The sequence below is a fragment of the Blastococcus sp. TF02A-35 genome (genome assembly GCF_004571075.1).
GTDB lineage: Bacteria > Actinomycetota > Actinomycetes > Mycobacteriales > Geodermatophilaceae > Blastococcus.
Window position 1 is genome coordinate 46,722 of sequence record NZ_SPQP01000013.1, and the last position, 19,922, is coordinate 66,643.

Below are 19,922 nucleotides of genomic sequence, written 5' to 3' on the forward strand. Positions count from 1 at the left end.
CCTCGTGCTGCGTGCGGGGGCGCCGCGGCCGGTGGGCCGGGCGGGTGGCGGGTCCCGCCGGCGGTCGGCCGGCGGGACCCCGGGCCGTCAGCCCTGGTTGCTCTCGATGAAGCTGATCGCGTCACCGACGGTCTTGATGTTCGCCAGCTGGTCGTCGGGGATGGCGACGCCGAACTTGTCCTCGACCGCGGTGGCGATCTCGACCATCGACAGCGAGTCGACGTCGAGGTCGTCGGTGAACGACTTCTCCGGAGTGGCGTCGGCGGGCGCAACGCCGGCCACCTCCTCCAGGATCTCGCCGAGCCCGGCCTGGATCTCCTGGGTGCTGGCCAACGTGGGGTCCTCTCTCTCGGATGGGACGGCGACCCCGGTCGGGGGCGCCGTCGTCGTCCGGGACCAGGTGTCCCGGGGACTGGGGGGAGCATCGCTCCGTCGCGGCGTCACGGCAGCCGCAGCACCTGGCCGGCGAAGGTGAGCCCGGCGCCGTAGCCGAGGACGAGCGCCAGGTCGCCGGACTTCGCCTCGCCGGACTCCAGCAGCGCGCCGAGCGCCAGCGGGATGGAGGCGGCCGAGGTGTTGCCGGCCTGGACGATGTCGCGCGCGATGACGGTCCGCTCGCCGAAGCCGAGCTTCTTGGCCATCGACTCGATGATCCGCAGGTTGGCCTGGTGCGGGGCGAAGACGTCGATGTCCGCGGCGGTCACCCCGGCCTTGTCCATCGCCTCCTGCAGCGTCTCGGTCAGCCGCGTCGTCGCCCACCGGTAGACGGCCTGGCCGGCCATCGTGAGGAACGCCGACTCGACGTCGATCTCGATGGCGCTGTACTGGTCGCCGTCGCTGCCCCAGGCGACCGGGCCGATGCCCGGCTCGTCGGAGGGCCCCACCACGACCGCGCCCGCACCGTCGGCGAAGATCACCGCCGTCGCCCGGTCGTTGCGGTCGGTCACGTCGGTCAGCCGCTCGACGCCGACGACGACGACGTGGCGGGCCGACCCGGTGCGGATCGCGTCGGAGGCCAGCCCGAGGGCGTAGCAGAACCCGGCGCACCCGGCGTTGAGGTCGAACGCGCCCGGGCGGGGGATGCCCAGCCGGTGAGCGACCTGCGGGCCGATGCCGGGGATCGGGTGGCGGAGGCTGGCGCTGGCCACGATCACCAGGTCGACCTGGTCGGGGGCCAGGCCGCTGGCGGCCAGCGCCTTGCCGCCGGCCGCAACCGCCATCTCGACGAGGGTCTCGTCGTCCTCGGCCCAGCGCCGCTCGGCGATGCCGACCCGGCTCTGGATCCACTCGTCGTTGGTGTCCATCACCTGCGCGAGCTCGTCGTTGGTGACCCGGCGGCGCGGCCGGTAGCCGCCGACGCCCAGGATGCGGGCGCCGGGGGCGCCCTCGGCCGGCTTGATGGTGGTCACGAGGACACCTCCGGGTAGAGCCGGGCGATCGGGTCGCCGGCGTCGACGAGGTCACCGTCGTGCACGAGCCACTCGGCGAGCACGCCGTCGTAGCCGGCGGAGACGTTGACCTCCTCCCGACGGCCGCGGATGCAGCCGAGCGGGGTGCCGGCGGGCAGGTGCGTGCCCTCGGCGATCTCGGCCGGGCTCACCGTCCCGCGGGCGGGGGCGACGACCATGCGCCAGTCGGGGAGGTGCTCGGCCTCGGCACGGCCGCGCTCGGCGGCGATCAGCTCGCGGGCGCGGTCGAGGTCGGCGGGGCTGCTGACCGCGAGGATCTCGATGCCGGCGCCCTTCCACTCGCGCTTGGCCAGCCCGGCCAGCGCGCCGGCCGGCGGCAGCTCGATCACCGCGGTCACCCCCAGCTCGCGCATCGTGGCCAGGCAGGAGTCGAAGCGGACCGGGCTGGTGACCTGACTGACCAGGCGGGACAGCGCCTCGGCGCCCGAGCCCACCGCGGCGCCGTCGGCGTTGGAGAGCAGCAGCCGGCTGGGGTCGGCCGGCCGGAGACCGCCGACCAGCCCCTCCAGCTCCTCGCGGGCCGGTGCCATGTAGGAGGTGTGGAAGGCGCCGGCGACCGACAGCGGCATGACCCGCGCCTTGGCCGGCGGCTGGGCCTTGAGCGCGTCCAGCCCGTCCAGCGGGCCGGCGACGACGACCTGCCCGCCGCCGTTGTAGTTCGCCGCGGAGAGCCCGTGCTCGTCCAGTGCGGCCTGCAGCTCGTCGGGGTCGCCGCCCAGGACGGCGGACATGCCGGTCGGCGTCAGCGCGCAGGCCGCCGCCATGGCCCGCCCACGGACGGCGGTGAGCGCGATGGCGGCCTCGACGGAGAGGACGCCGGCCAGCGCCGCGGCGGTGAGCTCGCCGACGCTGTGCCCGGTGATGACGACGTCGCGCCCCGCGTGCGGCGTGTGCGCGACCGGCCCCGGTAGCCCGCCCAGCTCGCGGGCGACGAAGAGGCTCATCGCGACGACGAGCGGCTGGGTGACCGCGGTGTCCTTGATCGCCTCCGCGTCACCCTCGGTGCCCAGCGTCAGGAGGTCGGCGCCGGCGATGGCCCCGGCCCAGCGGAAGAACGGCTCCGCGCCCGGGAGGTCGAGCCAGTCGGTGAGCATCCCTGGTTTCTGCGCACCCTGACCCGGGGCGAGGACGGCGAGCACCCCCTCACCGTGCCAGTGATCCGGCTCGGCCGCGGTGGGCTGCGATACGAAAGCCCACCGGTGATCTTTGTGGGAACCCTCCAACACATGCAGCAGAACAGCCTCGTGGCGACCCGGTCCGTGGTGGGGTTCGGACGGTCAGTGCCAGAGCGAGCGCTCGTCGGCGAGGGCGGAGAGGGCGAGTGCAACCTGGAGGGTCCAGCTCCCGCGGGGGTCGGTCGCCGAGACGCCGGTGAGCTCTGCGGCCCGCTTCAGCCGGTACCGCACGGTGTTCGGGTGCACGAAGATCGCGCGGGCGCTGGCCTCCAGGTTCCCGCCGCTGGCGAGGACCGCCCGCACGGTCTCCAGCACGCCACCCCCGGCGGCCCGCAGGGGTGCGGCCACCCGCTCCTGCAGCGCGGCCCGGGCCAGCGGGTCGCCGTCCAGGGCGCGCTCGGCCAGGAGCGCGTCGGCGGACACCGGCCGCGGCGCCTCCGGCCAGGCCCGGGCCGCGCGCAGGCCGGCCAGCGCCGCCGCGGCGGAGAGGCCGGCCCGGCTCAGCCCCTCCACGACCGGCCCGGTGACGACCGGGCCCGCGCCGAACTCCTCGCTGACCCGGTCCGCCGCGAGCTCCAGGTCGTGCTCCCCGCCCAGCACGACGACCAGCTGCTCGGCGTGCACGCCGACGAGGACGTCGCAGCGCACCGAGCGGGCCGCCCGCCGCACCGCGGCGTGCGGGTCCTCCACGTCGGTCGGGGCCGGGCCGACGACGACCACCGCCGTTGTGGTGGCCGCCCACCCCAGCGCGGCGGCGCGCCCCGACAGCTCGTCGGTCCGCTCGCCGCGCACCAGCGCGTCGACGGCGAGCGCCTCCAGCCGGGCGTCCCAGGCGCCCCGGTTCTCCGCGAAGCTGGCGTAGACGTGCGCGGTGGCGAAGGCGACCTCGCGGCTGAACAGGAGGACGGCCAGCCGGAGGGCGTCCTCGTCACCGGGCTCGGCGACCGAGGACACCCGCTCCTCGACCACCTCGACGGTGACCTTGACCAGGTCCACGGTCTGCTTGAGCGCCACGGTCCGGGCCAGCTCCCGGGGGGCGGCGCCGAACACCTCGCCGGTGAGCTTGGGCGGGCGGCCCGGGCTGCGGCACCACTCGACCAGCGACGCGATGCCGGCCTGGGCCACCAGCGTGACCCAGGAGCGCTGGTCGGCGGGCATGGCGCGGAACCAGGACAGCTCCTCGTCCATCCGGGCCACGGCCTGGGTGGCCAACGACCCGGACGCGCGCTCCAGCCGGCGGAGGGTGGCCTCCGACGGTGGGCGGTTGCTCACCCGGCTCACCCGGTCAGCGTGTCACGCCGCCCAGTGGTGGGGGAGAGTGGACCGGTGAGCGTTCCCCCGGTCGGCACCGCGGATGTCACCCGGGCGCGTGCCGCCGTCCCGGCCGGGCTGGTGGTGGCCACCGTCGCCGGGTTCGCCCTGGTGGCCCTGCTGGGTGCCGGCGTGCGGACGGGGTTCGCACCGCAGCTGCGCCTCGACGCGGCGGTGAGCGAGGCGCTGTACGCCGGCGACGACCGCGCCCGGGCGCTGGACTGGCTGCTCGAGACGCTCACGGCGCCCGGCCTGTCCGCCGTCCGGCTGGTGCTCCTCCTGCCGGTGGTGGTGTGGCTGGCCCGCCGCCGGGCCTGGCGGACCGTGGCCTGGGTGGTGCTCTCGGCCGGCCTGGTCAGCCCGGTGACGGCGCTGCTGAAGGACTACTTCGGCCGCGTGCGCCCGCCCTTCGACGACGGCGGGGCCCGGTACGAGTCGCTCAGCTACCCGAGCGGCCACTCCTCGGGCATCGCCGCCCTGGTCACCGTCGCCCTGGTCCTCGCCTGGCCCTGGCTGACGTCGGCGTCGCGGCGCCTGTGGGCCACCGCGGGTGTCGTCCTCGTCGTCCTGGTCGGGCTCACCCGCATGTGGCTGGGCGTGCACTACCTCTCCGACGTCCTGGGCGGCTGGGCGCTGGGGCTGTCCTGGTGCCTGCTCGTGGCCGTGCTGCTCGACGCGCTCCCGGGTGGTCGCGCCGCCCTCCCGCCCCGGTGAGCGGCCCCGACCAGCACGTCGTGCTGGCCCCCGACGACGGCTCGCTCGGCCCGCTGCTGCGGGTCGCCGACGACCGCCTGGCGCCGGGGGAGGGCTACGGCCGGCACGAGCACCGCGCCGTCGACGTCGTCGCCGTCGTCCTCGCCGGTGCGGTCACCCACCGCTGGGGCGAGGGGGCGACGGTCGCCGCGGGGGACGTCGCGGTGCTGCGCGCCGGGCAGGGGCTGGTGCACGACGAGGTGGCCGGGGCAGCCGGCGCCCGGGTGCTGCAGTGCTACCTGCGCAGCGCCGACGCCGCGGCGCCGACCTCGCACGAGGTGCACCGTGCGCCCGCCGGCCGGCTGGACCTGCGCCGCCCGGACGCCCGGCTCTGGCTCGGCCGCGCGGAGCCGGGGGAGGAGCTGGTGGTCCCCGCGGGGGTGGTGCTGGTCGCCACCGCGTCCGGGGTCGCCCGGCAGGACGCGGGGCCGGTGCGGGTGGCCGAGCCGGCGACGGTCGTCGTCTGGGAGGTCGACACCGGCCGGCCGTCCTGGGCCGTGTGACAGTGGAGGCATGCCGACCAGCCCCTCCGACCTGCTCGCCGCCGCCTACTCCGACGCCGACCGCACGATCGAGCTGCGCCGCCGGCTGCACCGGCACCCGGAGATCGGCCTGCACCTGCCGCAGACCCAGGCGACGGTGCTGGAGGCGTTCGCCGAGCTGCCGCTCGAGGTGACCACCGGGACCTCCACGAGCTCGGTCGTGGGCGTGCTGCGCGGGGCCCGGCCCGGCCCCACCTACCTGCTCCGCGGTGACATGGACGCGCTGCCGGTGCACGAGGACAGCGGCCTCCCCTTCGCCTCCGAGGTGCCCGGCGCCATGCACGCCTGCGGCCACGACACCCACGTGGCGATGCTGGTGGGCGCCGCGCGGGTGCTCTCGCAGCTGCGCGAGGAGATCGCCGGGCAGGTCGTGTTCATGGCGCAGCCGGGGGAGGAGGGCTTCCACGGCGCCCGGTACATGCTCGACGAGGGGCTGCTCGACGTCGTCCCCGAGGCGCCGGTCAGCGGCGCGTTCGCGCTGCACGTCTCCTCGACCATGCCGAGCGGCACCGTCAACCTGCGGCCGGGCCCGGTGATGGCTGCGGCCGACCAGTGGCGCATGACGCTGCGCGGGCGCGGCGGGCACGCCTCGGAGCCGCACAAGGCCGCCGACCCGATCCCGGTGGCCGCCGAGATCGTGCTGGCCCTGCAGGCGATGGTCACCCGCCGGGTCGACGTCTTCGACCCCGCCGTCGTCACCGTCGCGCACATCGAGGCGGGCTCGACCAACAACGTCATCCCGGACACCGCGGTGCTCCAGGGCACGATCCGCACGCTCTCGGCCGAGCGGCGGGCCGACATGGTGGCGTCCGTGGAGCGGGTGGCCACGCACGTCGCCGCCGCGCACGAGATGGAGCTGCACTGGGAGCACTTCGAGGGCTACCCGGTCACCGTGAACGACCCGGCCGCGGCGGCGCAGGTGCTGGAGACGGCGGCGACGCTGTTCGGCCGGGAGGCGGGGGTGCTGATGCCCGCGCCGCTCATGGGCGCGGAGGACTTCTCCTACGTGCTTCAGCAGGTCCCCGGCGTCATGGCCTGGCTCGGGGCCTGCCCGCCCGGGCTGGACCCGGCGACCGCGCCGGCCAACCACTCGAACCTGGTGGTGTTCGACGAGGAGCCGCTGCCGGCCGGCGTCGCCCTCTACGCGCAGATGGCGCTGCAGGCGCTGGCCGGCTGACCGGCGGCGCTCAGGCGGAGGCGCGCCGGACGAGCGCGGTGTCGCAGACGCGGGTCTCGACCGACCGCTCGCCGTGCTCGATCTGGTCCAGCAGCAGCTCCACCATCAGCGTGGTCATCTCGCCGAGCGGCTGCGCCACGGTGGTCAGCGGGGGGTCGCAGGCCGCGGCCACCGCGGCGTCGTCGAACCCCACGACGGCGACGTCGTCGGGCACGCGGCGCCCGGCCGCGCGCAGCGCCTGCACGGCGCCGACGGCCATGGGGTCGGACGCGACGAAGACCGCGTCGAGGTCCGGCGCCCTCTCCAGCAGCTCGGTCATGGCCCGCATCCCGCCGGCCTCGGTGAAGTCGCCGGCGGCGACCAGGGCGGGGTCGACGGGGCGGCCCGACCGCTCCACGGCCGCGCGGTAGCCGGCGAACCGGTCGAGCCCGGCCACCATGTCCTGCGGCCCGGTCACGGTCGCCACGCGGCGGCGGCCCAGCGAGAGCAGGAGCCCGGTCGCGGCCGCGGCGCCGCCGGTGTTGTCGGCGTCGACGTAGGCGATGGGCCGGCCGTCGAGCGGCCGGCCGGAGAGCACCAGCGGGAGCCGGGTGCCGGTGAGGATGTCGGGCAGCAGGTCGTCGCTGTGCAGCGACATCAGGATGACGCCGTCGACGTGGCCCTGCCGCACGTAGCGGCCGATCTTCTCCTGCTCGCGCTCCCCGCGGGCGGCCAGCAGGACGAGGTTGAGGTCGGTGTCGGCCAGGCGCGCGGACAGCCCGCGCACGATGCTGGCGAAGAACGGGTCGGAGAAGACCTGGGTGTTGGACTCCGACAGGACCAGCGCGATCGTGTCGGTCCGCCGGGTGACGAGGCTGCGGGCCATCCGGTTGGGCACGTAGCGCAGCGCCTCGACGGCGGCCTGCACCGCCAGCCGCGCCTCGGGGCTGACCCGGGGCGAGTCGTTCACGACCCGCGACACCGTGGCCCGGGAGACGCCGGCCAGCTGGGCGACCTCGTCGAGCGTGGGGGAGCCGACCCGCGTGCCGGTGGTCGTCATGGCCGTCCCTCCCGGCTCGGTGGCCGTCCCGGTCCGTCGCCCCGGGAGCCGGGGCGGCAGCGCAACGGTAGCGCCGTGAAAGCGTTTCCACGATCCCCTTGACAGGTGATTGTGACTCAGGCCACTCTGGCCGCCGTCAGGTCGTGAGAGCGTTCTCACGACGGACCCTCGAGCCCGTCCCTCCGTGGGTGCGGCCGACGACCAGGAGGTCTGCCATGTCCGTGTCCGCGAGGGACCAAGGCGGCGTCGGCGGCGGTCGCCGTCGCACTGCTCACCGGAGCCTGCGGCAGTTCCGGCGCCGCAGACGACGGCCCGTACGACCCCGACGCACCGGTCACCCTGACCCTCGGGCTGTTCGGCACCTTCGACTTCGACAACGCCGGGCTCTACGAGGAGTACATGGAGCTCCACCCGAACGTCACGATCAAGCAGAACACCGTGGCCCAGTCCGCGCCGTACTACAAGTCGCTGCAGACCCGCCTCGCCGCGGGCTCCGGCCTCGACGACATCCAGGGCCTGGAGATCGGGTTCATCGCCGACGTCGTGGCCAACCACGCCGACGCCTTCGTCGACTTCGGCGCGGAGGAGAACGCCGAGGAGCTCGAGGCCAACTTCTACGACTGGAAGTGGGGCCAGGCCAGCAGCCAGGACGGCAAGGTCGTGGGCCTGGGGACCGACGCCGGCCCGGAGGCCATGTGCTTCCGCAAGGACATGTTCGAGGCCGCCGGCCTGCCCACCGACCGCGCCGAGCTCGGCGAGCTGTGGTCGACGTGGGACGAGTACCTCGAGGTCGCCCGCCGCTACGAGGCCTCGCCGACCAAGCCCGCGGACAGCGCCTTCGTCGACAGCCCGGCGAGCATCTTCTCGGCCTCGGTCTACCAGGGCGAGACCGCCTACAACGACGAGGACGGCAACCCCATCCCGGAGGAGAGCGACGGCGTCGAGTCGGCGTGGGGCTACGCCAGCCAGGCGGCCGCGGAGGGCCTCACCGCCAACCTGTCGCAGTTCGGTGACGAGTGGGTCGCCGCCTTCCCCAACGACGCCTTCGCCACGATCGCCTGCCCGGCCTGGATGCTCGGCTACATCAAGTCCCAGATGGGCGAGGACCGCGCCGGGGTGTGGGACGTCGCGCCGCTCCCGGGCTCCAGCGAGTCCGCCGCCAACTGGGGCGGGGCGTGGCTCGGGGTGCCCTCCAGCGGCAAGAACGTGGAGGCGGCCAAGGACCTCGTCGAGTGGCTGACCGCACCCGAGCAGCAGGTGAAGCTCTTCACCCGCACCGGGCACTTCCCCTCCAGCCCGCAGGCGGCGGAGGACCCGGCCGTCGTCGGCCACGTCGACGAGTTCTTCAGCGGCGCACCGACCGGCGAGATCTTCGGGAAGTCGGCCGCGGCGATCAAGCGGACGCCTATCGGGCCGTACGACACCCAGATCCAGGAGGCGTTCACCACCGCCCTGACCGACATCGCGTCGAGCGGCACCAAGCCCGACGACGCCTTCGAGGACGCGATCAAGGCCACGCAGCAGGCCATCGGCGGCTGACCCCCGCCCGGCACGCCCCACCGGACGCGGTGCCCGGGAGCGATCCCGCTCCCGGGCACCTGCACCGGCACCTCGCCGCCCCCGGCCGTCCCGGGGGACCCCGGTCCGCCCCCGAACTCCTCGAGGCCCCGCATGACCATCGCGAGCCAGAGCCCCGCCGAGGCGCTCGTCGCAGCGCCCCTCCGCCCCGCCGCCCCGCCACCACCGCCCCGCCGCCGGCGTCGGCTCAGCCAGAACCGCTGGGGGTACGCCTACGTCGCCCCCTTCTTCCTCGTCTTCGGGGCGTTCAGCCTCTACCCGTTCCTCTACACCGCCTGGGTGTCCCTGCACCGGACCAGCCTGTCCGACATCGACGGCGGCACGTTCGTGGGCCTGGAGAACTACCGCAACCTGCTGCAGAGCGAGTTCTTCTGGAACGCCGCCCGGAACACCCTCACCATCGGCGTCCTCGCCACGGTGCCGCAGCTGTGCATGGCCCTGGGCCTGGCCCACCTGCTGAACTACAAGCTCCGCGGGCGGACCTTCTTCCGCACCGTGATGCTCATGCCCTACGCGACCAGCATCGCCGCCGCGACGCTGGTCTTCGCCCAGCTCTTCGGCCGCGACTACGGGCTGATCAACACCGCCCTCGAGGCGGTCGGCCTGGAGCGCATCGACTGGGAGAGCGGCACCTGGAGCAGCCAGTTCGCCATCGCCGTCATCGTCACCTGGCGGTGGACGGGCTACAACGCCCTGATCTACCTGGCGGCGATGCAGTCGATCCCCGGCGAGCTCTACGAGGCCGCGGAGATCGACGGCGCCAGCCGGTGGAAGCAGTTCCTGCACGTCACGATCCCGTCGCTGCGCCCGACGATCGTGTTCACGATCGTCGTCTCGACCATCGGCGCGGTCCAGCTGTTCGGTGAGCCGCTGCTGTTCGCCGGCAACGGCACCACCTCCGGCGGCTCGTCGGGGCAGTACCAGACGCTCGGCCTGCTGATGTACCAGCAGGGCTGGAGCAACTTCCACATCGGCCAGGCGGCCACCACGGCCTGGGCCATGTTCATGATCATCCTGCTCGTCGTGGGGCTGAACGCCGTGGTCGGCCGCCTCCGCGCCCGGGCCGACCGGTAGGGGCCGGACATGACCATCACGCTTCCCGGCACCGGCACCACCGAGGTACGCCCCGTCGGCCGTGCCGCCGACGGCGCGGGCGGACGGGCCCGCAAGGGCCGCGGTGGGAAGTCCGGCAAGGCCGGACCGGTGACCTACACGGTGCTCACCCTCACCGCGCTGGTGTCGATCTTCCCGCTCTACTGGACGGTCGTCGCCGGCTCCCACACCAACGCCGAGCTCGCGGCCAGCCCGCCGCCGTTCCTGCCGAACGCCAGCCTGTTCGACAACTTCGCCGCGGCGCTGGACCAAGCGCCCATCGGCAAGGCGATCCTCAACTCGGTGCTGGTCTCCGGCGCCATCACCGTCGGCACCGTGCTCTTCTGCACGCTGGCCGGGTTCGCCTTCGCCAAGCTGCAGTTCCGCGGCCGCGGGCTGCTGCTCGCGCTGGTCGTCGGCACGATGATGGTGCCCACCCAGCTGTCGGTGATCCCGCTGTTCATGATGATCGCCGACCTGCAGTGGGTGAACCAGCTGCAGGCGGTCATCCTGCCGACCCTGGTGAGCGCCTTCGGCGTGTTCTTCATGCGGCAGTACCTGATCAGCGCCCTGCCCAACGAGCTGCTCGAGGCCGGGCGCGTGGACGGCGCCTCCACGTTCCGGATCTTCTGGTCGATCGTCGTCCCGGTCGCCCGCCCGGCGATGGCGGTGCTCGCGATGCTGACCTTCCTGACCGCCTGGAACGAGTTCTTCTGGCCGATCATCGCGCTGACCACCGCCAACCCCACGGTGCAGGTCGCGCTGGCCGGGCTCGGCTCGGGCTACGTGCCCCAGCAGTCGGTGATCATGGCCGGCACCCTGCTCGGCACCCTGCCCGTGCTGGTCGTCTTCACGATCCTCGGCAAGCAGATCGTGGGCGGGATCATGCAGGGCGCGGTCAAGGGATGACGGCCTGCCCCGGCGGCGCGGCGCGAGGCGCCGCCCCACTGCTCCTCAGCCCCTCCACCCCTCCCTCCCGGAAGAGGACCGACCCATGGCGACCGTGACCTTCGAGCAGGCGACCCGCATCTACCCCAGGTCCGACCGCCCCGCGGTCGACGCGCTGGACCTGCGCATCGAGGACGGCGAGCTGCTCGTCGTCGTCGGGCCGTCGGGCTGCGGCAAGTCGACGTCGCTGCGGATGCTGGCCGGCCTGGAGGAGGTCGACACCGGCGCCATCCGCATCGGCGACCGCGACGTCACCGACGCCCCGCCCAAGGACCGCGACATCGCGATGGTCTTCCAGAGCTACGCCCTCTACCCGCACATGACCGTCGAGCAGAACATGGGCTTCGCGCTCCGGCTCGCCGGCGTGGGCAAGGCGGAGATCGCCCAGCGGGTGGCCGAGGCGGCCAGGATCCTGGACCTCGAGGACTACCTGCAGCGCCGGCCCAAGGCGCTCTCCGGCGGCCAGCGGCAGCGGGTGGCGATGGGCCGGGCGATCGTGCGCCAGCCGCAGGTGTTCCTCATGGACGAGCCGCTGTCCAACCTCGACGCCAAGCTGCGGGTGCAGACCCGCACCCAGATCGCGGCGCTCGTGCGGCGCCTGGGGACCACCACCGTCTACGTCACCCACGACCAGGTCGAGGCCATGACGATGGGGGACCGGGTGGCGGTCCTCAAGGACGGGCTGCTGCAGCAGTGCGACACCCCGGCGACGATCTACGAGCGGCCGGCGAACGTCTTCGTCGCCGGCTTCATCGGGTCCCCGGCCATGAACATCGTCACCGGGGAGGCCGTCGACGGCGGCGTACGCGTCGGGACGTCGGTCCTCCCGGTGGACCGCGACCGGCTGTCGCGGGCGTCGGCCGGCACCGGCCGCGTCACGGTCGGCTTCCGCCCCGAGTGCCTGGACCTCGGCGGTCCCGGGGACGGCGTCCCGGTCGTCGTCGACGTCGTGGAGCAGCTCGGCTCGGACGCCTACCTCTACACCACGCCGGAGGGGGTGCAGGCCGGCGTCGGCGGCTCCGGTGTCGTGGTCCGCATAGACCCCCGGCAGGTGCCCGTGCCCGGGCAGACCGTCTGGCTGCGCACCCGCGAGGACTCCCTGCACGTCTTCGACCCGGTCACCCAGGCACGCGTCGACTGACCGCGGCCGCGCCGCACCCACCGCCCCATCCCCCCGACCGTCGAGGAGACGCACGCCCATGACCACCACCGACGCCCGACCCGACCTCGCCATCGCGCTGCGCTTCCCGCCCGGCTTCACCTTCGGCGCGGCCACGGCCGCCTACCAGATCGAGGGGGCGGTCGACGTCGACGGCCGCGGCCGGTCGATCTGGGACACCTTCAGCCACACCCCGGGCCGCACCTTCCAGGGGCACACCGGCGACGTCGCCGTCGAGCACTACACCCGCTTCCCGCAGGACGTGGCGCTCATGGCCGAGCTCGGGCTGTCGGCGTACCGCTTCTCGGTCGCCTGGGCGCGGGTGCTGCCCGAGGGGGCCGGCCGGGTCGAGCAGCGGGGCCTGGACTTCTACCGCCGGCTGGTCGACGAGCTGCTCGACCACGGCGTGGACCCGTGGCTGACGCTCTACCACTGGGACCTGCCGCAGGCGCTGCAGGACGCCGGGGGCTGGGCCGCCCGAGACACCGCGGCCCGCTTCGCCGACTACGCCGAGGTCGTGCACGGCGCGCTGGGCGACCGGGTGCGCCACTGGTCGACGCTGAACGAGCCGATGTGCAGCGCGCTGCTGGGCCACATGTCCGGCCAGCACGCGCCGGGGGAGCGCGACGCCGTCGCCGCGGCCCGCGCCACGCACCACCTGCTGCTCGGCCACGGCCTCGCGACCCAGGCCCTGCGGGCCCGCGGGGTGGAGAGCGCGGGCGTCACGCTGAACTTCACGCCGATGACGCCGGCCAGCGACCGGCCCGAGGACGTCGACGCCGCCCGTCGGCTCGACGGCCAGCAGAACCGGATGTTCCTGCTGCCGATCGTCACGGGGGAGTACCCCGCCGACGTCGTCGCCGACCTGGAGGGCGCCGGCGCGCCGCTGCCGGTCGAGGACGGCGACCTCGCGGTGATCGCCGCCCCGCTGGACTGGCTCGGGGTCAACTACTACTTCGAGTCCACCGTGCAGGTCGGCGTCCGTCCCCCGGACCGGCCGACCTCGTTCATCGGCGCCGAGGACGTGGTCGAGCTGGAGCCCGAGGGCCCGACGACGACGATGGGCTGGGGCATCAGCCCCGAGGCCTTCACCCGGCTGCTGCTGTGGATCTCCGACCAGGCGCCGGGCCTCCCGCTGGTCGTCACCGAGAACGGCTCGGCGTGGGAGGACGAGGTCTCCGACGACGGGGCGGTGCACGACCCGGAGCGCACCGACTACCTGTTCCGGCACCTCGAGGCGGTGAGCACCGCGATCGCCGCGGGGGCCGACGTCCGCGGCTACTTCGCCTGGTCGCTGCTGGACAACTACGAGTGGGCCCGGGGGTACGCGCAGCGCTTCGGCCTGGTCCACGTCGACTACGCGACCCAGCGGCGCACCGTCAAGGACAGCGGGCGCGCCTACGCAGAGGTCCTCCGGCGCCACCGGCAGGCTCCGGAGGTCTAGGACGGGAGCCGGCGGCGCAGGGGGGTCTGCGCCGCCGGCTCCCGTTCCCGGGCCTGCGTCAGGTCGCCGGGCTCGGGTCCGTCCGCTCCTCGGCCGGGGCGGCCTGCACGTCGCGCACCTGGTACTTCTCCACCGCCTGCCGGACGACGGAGCGCTCGACCTCGCCCCTGTCGGCCAGCGTGGCCAGCGTCCGCACCACGATCGTCTCCGCGTCGACGTGGAAGTGCCGGCGCAGCGCCGGGCGGGTGTCGGAGAGGCCGAACCCGTCGGTGCCCAGCGTGGACATCCCACCGGGGACGTAGGGCGCGATCAGGTCGGGGACGGAGCGCATCCAGTCCGACACCGCCACGACCGGGCCCTGGGCGTCGGCCAGCTTCGCGGTGACGAACGGGACCTTCGGCTCCTCCTCGGGGTGCAGGAAGTTGTGCTCGGTCACCTCGTCGGCCTGGCGGCGCAGCTCGCCCCACGACGTCACCGACCACACGTCGGCCGAGACGTTCCAGTCGTCCGCCAGCAGCTCCTGCGCGCGCAGCGCCCACGGCACGGCCACGCCGGACGCGAGCAGCTGCGCCTTGCGCCCGCCCTCGGTCGCCGGCCCCTCCGCGTAGCGGTACATGCCCGCCAGCAGGTCGGCGACCTCCAGGCCCTCCGGCTCGGCGGGCTGGCTGAACGGCTCGTTGTAGACCGTCAGGTAGTACATGACGTCCGGCGAGCGGTGCCCGCCCAACGGGGCGCCCGGGTCGTCGCCGTACATGCGGACCAGCGCGTCGCGGGTGATGTGGGCGACCTCGAAGGAGAAGGCCGGGTCGTAGGAGACCACCGCGGGGTTGGTGTGGGCGAGCAGCAGCGAGTGCCCGTCCTCGTGCTGGAGCCCCTCGCCGTTGAGCGTCGTCCGCCCGGCCGTGGCGCCCAGGATGAACCCGCGGGTCATCTGGTCGGCAGCCGCCCAGAACCCGTCACCGGTCCGCTGGAACCCGAACATCGAGTAGAAGATGTAGATCGGGATCATCGGCTCGCCGTGGGTGGAGTACGACGTGCCGACGGCGGTGAACGACGCCGTGGAGCCGGCCTCGTTGATGCCCTCGTGCAGGATCACGCCCTGCTCGGACTCCTTGTAGGCCAGCATCAGCTCGCGGTCGACCGAGGTGTACCGCTGGCCGGCCGGGTTGTAGATCTTGTGGCTGGAGAAGAGGGAGTCCAGGCCGAAGGTCCGGGCCTCGTCCGGGATGATCGGCACGAAGCGCGGGCCGAGCTCCTTGTCCTTGAGCAGCTCCTTGAGCAGGCGGACGAACGCCATCGTCGTCGCCACCTCCTGCTTGCCCGACCCGCGGCGCAGGACCTCCAGCGCCTTGTCGTCGGGCGCCTTGAGCGCCTTGGCCTCCGACCGGCGGCGGGGGACCGCCCCGCCGAGGGCGCGGCGCCGCTCGAGCATGTACTGCATCTCGTCGGAGTCCGGGTCGGGCTTGTAGTAGGGCGGCAGCGTCTTGTCCAGCGCCGAGTCCGGGATGTCCAGGTAGAGCCGGTCGCGGAACCCGGCGAGGTCCTCGGCGGTCAGCTTCTTCATCTGGTGCGTGGAGTTGCGGCCCTCGAAGTGGCTGCCCAGCGTCCAGCCCTTGATCGTCTTGGCGAGGATCACGGTGGGCTGGCCCTTGTGCTCCATCGCGGCCTTGTAGGCGGCGTAGACCTTGCGGTAGTCGTGGCCACCGCGGGCGAGGTCCCACACCTCCTTGTCGCTCATGTCCTCCACGAGCTTGCGGGTGCGCGGGTCGCGGCCGAAGAAGTGCTCGCGGACGAAGGCGCCGTCCTCGGCCTTGTAGGTCTGGTAGTCGCCGTCCGGCGTCTGGTTCATCAGGTGCACCAGGGCGCCGTCGCGGTCGGCGGCCAGCAGCTTGTCCCACCCGCGGCCCCAGATCACCTTGATCACGTTCCAGCCGGCGCCGCGGAAGAACGACTCCAGCTCCTGGATGACCTTGCCGTTGCCGCGCACCGGGCCGTCGAGCCGCTGCAGGTTGCAGTTGACGACGAAGGTGAGGTTGTCCAGCTCCTCGCGGGCGGCCAGGCCGATGGCGCCGAGCGACTCGGGCTCGTCCATCTCGCCGTCGCCGAGGAAGGCCCACACGTGCTGGTCGGAGGTGTCCTTGATGCCGCGGCCGTGCAGGTAGCGGTTGAACCGCGCCTGGTAGATCGCGTTCAGCGGGCCGAGGCCCATGGAGACGGTGGGGAACTCCCAGAAGTCGGGCATCAGCCGCGGGTGCGGGTAGGAGGAGAGGCCGCCGCCGGGGTGGCTGACCTCCTGGCGGAAGCCGTCGAGCTGCTGCTCGGTCAGCTGGCCCTCGAGGAAGGCACGCGCGTAGATGCCGGGGGAGGCGTGCCCCTGGAACCAGATCTGGTCGCCGCCGCCGGGGTGGTCCTTGCCGCGGAAGAAGTGGTTGAAGCCCACCTCGTAGAGCGACGCCGAGCTGGCGTAGGAGGAGATGTGGCCGCCGACGCCGATACCGGGGCGCTGGGCCCGGTGCACCATGATCGCGGCGTTCCAGCGGATGTAGGCGCGGATGCGGCGCTCGATGTGCTCGTCGCCCGGGAAGTACGGCTCCCGCTCCGGCGGGATGGTGTTGATGTAGTCGGTGCTGCGCAGCGAGGGGACGCCGACCTGCTGCTCGCGGCTGCGCTCCAGCATCCGCAGCATCAGGTATCGGGCCCGGCCCCGACCGGCGTGGTCGATGACGGCGTCGAGGGACTCCACCCACTCCTGGGTCTCGTCGGGGTCGGTGTCGATCAGCTGGCTCGGCAGCCCGCTCGTGATGACCGGGCGGGGCTGGCCTGCGTCGCGGGCGGGGTCGCCGTCCGTCTGCTGCGGTGCGCTCATGCCCCCATCGTCCACCGCCGGAGCGGCCGCCGTCACGTCTCGTGCCGATGTGGGCGGGGAGGCGTGTCGCGCCCGGGCGGTGTCCGCGCGCTGTCGGCCCTGTGCGCGCAGGCTTGCGCCGTGCCCGTCATGCCCTACGCTTCCGCCTGCGGTGCCTCGTCTTCGGCGACGCCGCCCCGGATGCCCGGCCACCGACGGCCGGACGGCGGGCGGGTCGACGCAGCGAGAGGGGTGACATGACCAGGGTGCGGGTGGTTCTCCCGCTGGTCGTGTCCGCCGTCGGCTCGTGCCCGCTCGGCTCCCGGCCCGGACACGTCGTCCACCCGGTCGTCCCGTGACGCGTCCCCGCGCGGTCAGCGGCCCGACAGGGCACCATCCACGTCACAGCGGACCAGCAGGATCACGTATGGAGGAGCAGCAGGGATGAGCGTCGACAGCGCCGGCATGGCGGCCCGGCTGGGCATCAAGCCGGGCATGGTCGTGCAGGAGCTCGGCTGGAGCGAGGACGCCGACGAGGACCTGCGCGACTCCATCATCGAGGCCTCCGGCAGCGAGATGGTCGACGAGGACACCGACGAGGTGGCCGACGTCGTGGTCCTGTGGTGGCGGGAGGACGACGGCGACCTGTTCGACGCCCTCACCGACGCCCTGACCTCGCTGGCCGACGAGGGCGTCGTCTGGCTGCTCGTCCCCAAGTCCGGCCGGCCGGGGCACGTCGAGCCCGGCGACGTCACCGAGGTGGCGCCCACGGCGGGGCTCTCGCAGACCAGCAGCATCTCCGCGGCCAAGGACTGGTCGGGCATCCGCCTGGTCACGCCGAAGGCCGCTCGCAGCCGCCGCTGAACCCGGTCACCGGGGCGAGGCCCCGGTGCGGCACGATCGCCCCATGACCCTCTCCGTCGGCGACCGCGCCCCCGAGTTCAGCCTTCCCGACCAGGACAAGCAGGTCGTGTCCCTCGCCGAGCTGCGGGGCACCCCGGTTCTCGTGGTCTTCTACCCGTTCGCCTTCTCCGGCATCTGCACCGGTGAGCTGTGCCAGCTGCGCGACGAGCTGGCCACCTACACCGACGCCGGCGTCAAGGTGCTGGCCATCAGCACCGACCCGGTCTTCAGCCTCAAGGCCTTCAAGGCGCAGGAGGGCTTCGACTTCCCGCTGCTGTCGGACTTCTGGCCGCACGGCGAGACGGCCAAGGCCTACGGGGTCTTCAACGAGAAGGCCGGCATGGCCGTCCGGGGCACGTTCCTCGTCGACGCCGAGGGCGCCATCGCCTTCGCCGAGGTCAACCAGCCCGGCGACGCCCGCGAGCAGTCCGGCTGGAAGGACGCCGTCGCCCAGCTGGCGGCCTGACCGACCTGCCACGCGGCCCGGGGCACCTACCCTGGGCCGCGCGGGGCGTGTAGCTCAGCGGTAGAGCCCTCGCCTTACAAGCGAGTGGTCGCAGGTTCGAATCCTGTCGCGCCCACCACGGACCGCCGCCTACGGTCCCGTCGTGCCCACCTACGCCGCAGCCGACGGCACGCCGCTCGCCTACGACCTGGTCGGCGCCGGGGGCCGGTCGCCGCTGGTGGTGGTCGCCGGCGGCGCCTGCCTGCCGCCCGGCTACCTCGGCGACCTGGCCGGGCTGTCCGGTGTCCGGCCCCTGCTGCTGCCGCACCTGCGCGGGGTGGGGGAGTCGCCGCGGCCGGCGGAGCCGGAGGCCGGCTCGTACTGGCGGCAGGCCGAGGACGTCGAGGCCCTGCGCGCGCACCTGGGGGTCGAGCGGCTGGCGCTCGCCGCCCACTCGGCCGGCACGCGGCTCGCGCTGGCCTGGGCGGCGCGCTTCCCGGGCAGCGTGGAGCGGCTGCTGCTGGTCACCCCACCTGCGGGCGTCGTGCCCGGCGCGGTGGCCGACGGGGACGCCGTCCTGGACGCCCGGCGCGGCGACCCCGCGGTGGAGGCGGCCCTGGCCGCGAGGGAGCGGGGCCCCGACCTCACCGGCAGCGAGTCCTACACGGCGTACGTGCAGTCGGTGATGCCGCTCAGCTACGCGGCCTGGACCGCGCGGGAGCGTGCGCACGCCGCCCCGCAGCGGTACGACGTCGAGGCGATCCGGGCGTACTTCAGCGTGCCGCCGCCCGAGGACCTGGTCGGGAGGTGCGCGGGAGTGTCGGCACCGGTGCTGGTGGTCGCCGGGGCGCAGGACCCCGTGGGACCGACGCCGCCCCGGGTGGTGGCGCGGCTGTTCCCGCGCGGCGAGGTGGTCACCGTCGACCGCTGCGGGCACTTCCCGTGGGTCGAGCAGCCCGACGCGTTCCGCCGGGCGGTGGACCCTTTCGTGACCGGCTGAGCCGGCGGCCCTCAGGCGGCGGGCTGGGCGGTGATGTCGACCGGGCCCGGAGCCGCGGGCGTGGCCGGCTTCGGGAAGGCGGGGCGGAGGAACGCCGGGGCCTTGAAGGGCTTCCAGGTGCCCTCGGGCTGGGCCAGCCGGTCGGCGACCGCCCAGATGGCCGCGGGGTGGTGGCCGATGCCGAGGTGGCTGGCGGTGACGGCGATGTTCTCGCAGCGCTCGCCCGGGACGTTCAGGCAGGTCTGCCAGTGCACGATGCCGTCGAAGTGCGAGTAGATCGAGGTCGCCGGCACCGGGAGGGGGCAGCCCTCGGACTCCAGGGGGAACGGCCGCTGCTCCACGTGCAGGTGGGCGAACCGGTCGAAGACCTTGGTGGCCCGGCTCTGGCTGTGCCGCTCGATGCGGAAGGGGCTCCCGAGCGTGATCACCTGTCGGACGGCGTCGGGGTTACGCCGGGCGAGGTCCCGGGCGAAGATGCCGCCCAGGCTCCAGCCGATGACCGAGACCGGGCGGCGGTAGCGGCCGTGCAGGTACTCGAGCTTGTCCTGCAGGCCGTTGACGCACACGGCCGTGGGCCCGATGTTGCGGCCCAGGCCCCAGCCGTGGACCCGGTAGCCCTGGCGGCGCAGCACGGCACGCAGCGCGCGGGTGGAGTTGTCGTCGGCCAGCAGGCCGGGAAGGACCAGCACGGGGTGGCCGTCACCCTTCGGCAGCCGCGGCTCGAGGGGCCGCGCAGCCAGGTACAGGCCGAGCTCGGCCACCGCACGCCCCGGCTCGGTGAGGTAGAGGGGGAGTGCCGGACCGTCACCCTGCTGTCGTGCCACGTCGTCCTCCTGGCTGCCGTCCGTTCGTGGAAGGGCTGTACCAAGATGCGGCCTGGCTCACACGTGTCGTTACGAACGCCGCAGGCATATGTTGCCGAATTGTGTCCTGCGTCATATCGGACGTAGGCGTTCCGCCTCATCCGCCACCGCCCCGGGGCTGCGCCGACTGGCAGGACGTGCCACCGTACGGGCGCACCGCATCGGGGGGAGGGCCATAC

The 19,922-nt window shown here is 73.8% G+C and carries 18 protein-coding genes and 1 tRNA gene; 12 read left to right on the top strand and 7 right to left on the bottom strand.

The features are described 5' to 3' along the window. Nucleotides 1-87 precede the first annotated feature (87 nt). The 4 genes from E4P43_RS08565 to E4P43_RS08580 form a co-directional block, all read right to left on the bottom strand. A complete protein-coding gene (locus tag E4P43_RS08565) occupies nt 88-333 on the bottom strand; it encodes an acyl carrier protein (RefSeq protein ID WP_113810476.1) in 246 nt (81 codons plus the stop codon). 107 nt (nt 334-440) lie between these two features. Then, the gene (locus tag E4P43_RS08570) at nt 441-1,409 is read right to left on the bottom strand and encodes a beta-ketoacyl-ACP synthase III (protein ID WP_209313796.1); all 969 of its coding nucleotides are present in this window, start codon (nt 1,407-1,409) and stop codon (nt 441-443) included. Beyond that, nucleotides 1,406-2,608 (bottom strand): acyltransferase domain-containing protein, encoded by a 1,203-nt coding sequence (locus E4P43_RS08575; protein ID WP_135145042.1) that lies wholly within the window; start codon nt 2,606-2,608, stop codon nt 1,406-1,408. Before E4P43_RS08575 ends, E4P43_RS08570 begins: the two co-directional genes overlap by 4 nt. Nucleotides 2,609-2,746: 138 nt before the next feature. Next, a complete protein-coding gene (locus E4P43_RS08580; protein ID WP_135145043.1) occupies nt 2,747-3,925 on the bottom strand; it encodes a helix-turn-helix domain-containing protein in 1,179 nt (392 codons plus the stop codon). A 45-nt stretch (nt 3,926-3,970) separates the two neighbouring features. Between E4P43_RS08580 and E4P43_RS08585 the strand changes: the two genes are divergently transcribed. Genes E4P43_RS08585 through E4P43_RS08595 form a run of 3 tightly spaced genes read left to right on the top strand, consistent with a single transcriptional unit; the run spans nt 3,971 to nt 6,427 of the window. Next, nucleotides 3,971-4,669 (top strand): phosphatase PAP2 family protein, encoded by a 699-nt coding sequence (locus tag E4P43_RS08585; RefSeq protein WP_135145044.1) that lies wholly within the window; start codon nt 3,971-3,973, stop codon nt 4,667-4,669. Continuing rightward, nucleotides 4,666-5,211 carry a pirin family protein gene (locus tag E4P43_RS08590; protein ID WP_135145045.1) on the top strand — a complete coding sequence of 182 codons (546 nt, stop codon included), beginning with the start codon at nt 4,666-4,668 and terminating at the stop codon, nt 5,209-5,211. The genes E4P43_RS08585 and E4P43_RS08590 overlap by 4 nt, the downstream gene beginning before the upstream one ends. Before the next feature lie 10 nt (nt 5,212-5,221). Beyond that, complete coding sequence (locus E4P43_RS08595; protein WP_135145046.1) at nt 5,222-6,427, top strand: M20 family metallopeptidase; 1,206 nt, start codon at nt 5,222-5,224, stop codon at nt 6,425-6,427. Nucleotides 6,428-6,437: 10 nt separating this feature from the next. Here E4P43_RS08595 and E4P43_RS08600 read toward each other — a convergent pair whose 3' ends face one another. After that, nucleotides 6,438-7,466, bottom strand: a complete 1,029-nt coding sequence (locus tag E4P43_RS08600) for a LacI family DNA-binding transcriptional regulator (RefSeq protein ID WP_135145047.1) — start codon at nt 7,464-7,466, stop codon at nt 6,438-6,440. Nucleotides 7,467-7,733: 267 nt separating this feature from the next. Here E4P43_RS08600 and E4P43_RS08605 point away from each other — a divergent pair, with 267 nt between their 5' ends. The 5 genes from E4P43_RS08605 to E4P43_RS08625 all read left to right on the top strand — a co-directional run bounded on the left by E4P43_RS08605 (nt 7,734) and on the right by E4P43_RS08625 (nt 13,687). Then, entirely contained in the window at nt 7,734-9,005 is a 1,272-nt protein-coding gene (locus E4P43_RS08605) for an extracellular solute-binding protein (RefSeq protein ID WP_280790947.1), read from the top strand. Nucleotides 9,006-9,137: 132 nt separating this feature from the next. After that, on the top strand, nt 9,138-10,118 hold the full coding sequence (locus E4P43_RS08610; protein WP_135145049.1) for a sugar ABC transporter permease: 981 nt from the start codon (nt 9,138-9,140) through the stop codon (nt 10,116-10,118). Nucleotides 10,119-10,127: 9 nt separating this feature from the next. Next, nucleotides 10,128-11,045, top strand: a complete 918-nt coding sequence (locus E4P43_RS08615; protein ID WP_135145050.1) for a carbohydrate ABC transporter permease — start codon at nt 10,128-10,130, stop codon at nt 11,043-11,045. 85 nt (nt 11,046-11,130) lie between these two features. Beyond that, nucleotides 11,131-12,225: a sn-glycerol-3-phosphate ABC transporter ATP-binding protein UgpC gene (ugpC, locus tag E4P43_RS08620; RefSeq protein ID WP_135145051.1), complete on the top strand. Its 1,095-nt coding sequence runs from the start codon at nt 11,131-11,133 to the stop codon at nt 12,223-12,225. A 58-nt stretch (nt 12,226-12,283) separates the two neighbouring features. Further along, a complete protein-coding gene (locus E4P43_RS08625; RefSeq protein WP_135145052.1) occupies nt 12,284-13,687 on the top strand; it encodes a GH1 family beta-glucosidase in 1,404 nt (467 codons plus the stop codon). Nucleotides 13,688-13,745: 58 nt separating this feature from the next. Here the strand turns inward: E4P43_RS08625 and aceE are convergent, their stop codons facing one another. Continuing rightward, nucleotides 13,746-16,553, bottom strand: a complete 2,808-nt coding sequence (gene aceE / locus E4P43_RS08630) for a pyruvate dehydrogenase (acetyl-transferring), homodimeric type (protein ID WP_135145053.1) — start codon at nt 16,551-16,553, stop codon at nt 13,746-13,748. 423 nt (nt 16,554-16,976) lie between these two features. Here aceE and E4P43_RS08635 point away from each other — a divergent pair, with 423 nt between their 5' ends. From E4P43_RS08635 to E4P43_RS08650, 4 genes are all read left to right on the top strand, one after another. Further along, nucleotides 16,977-17,396 carry a DUF3052 domain-containing protein gene (locus E4P43_RS08635; protein WP_135145054.1) on the top strand — a complete coding sequence of 140 codons (420 nt, stop codon included), beginning with the start codon at nt 16,977-16,979 and terminating at the stop codon, nt 17,394-17,396. Between the two features lie 43 nt (nt 17,397-17,439). Next, a complete protein-coding gene (locus E4P43_RS08640) occupies nt 17,440-17,901 on the top strand; it encodes a peroxiredoxin (RefSeq protein WP_135145055.1) in 462 nt (153 codons plus the stop codon). A gap of 43 nt (nt 17,902-17,944) precedes the next feature. Next, nucleotides 17,945-18,019, top strand: a tRNA-Val gene (locus E4P43_RS08645). A 24-nt stretch (nt 18,020-18,043) separates the two neighbouring features. Beyond that, on the top strand, nt 18,044-18,880 hold the full coding sequence (locus E4P43_RS08650) for an alpha/beta hydrolase (protein ID WP_135145056.1): 837 nt from the start codon (nt 18,044-18,046) through the stop codon (nt 18,878-18,880). A gap of 11 nt (nt 18,881-18,891) precedes the next feature. Here E4P43_RS08650 and E4P43_RS08655 read toward each other — a convergent pair whose 3' ends face one another. Then, nucleotides 18,892-19,704, bottom strand: a complete 813-nt coding sequence (locus tag E4P43_RS08655; RefSeq protein WP_135145057.1) for an alpha/beta hydrolase — start codon at nt 19,702-19,704, stop codon at nt 18,892-18,894. Between the last annotated feature and the right edge of the window lie 218 nt (nt 19,705-19,922).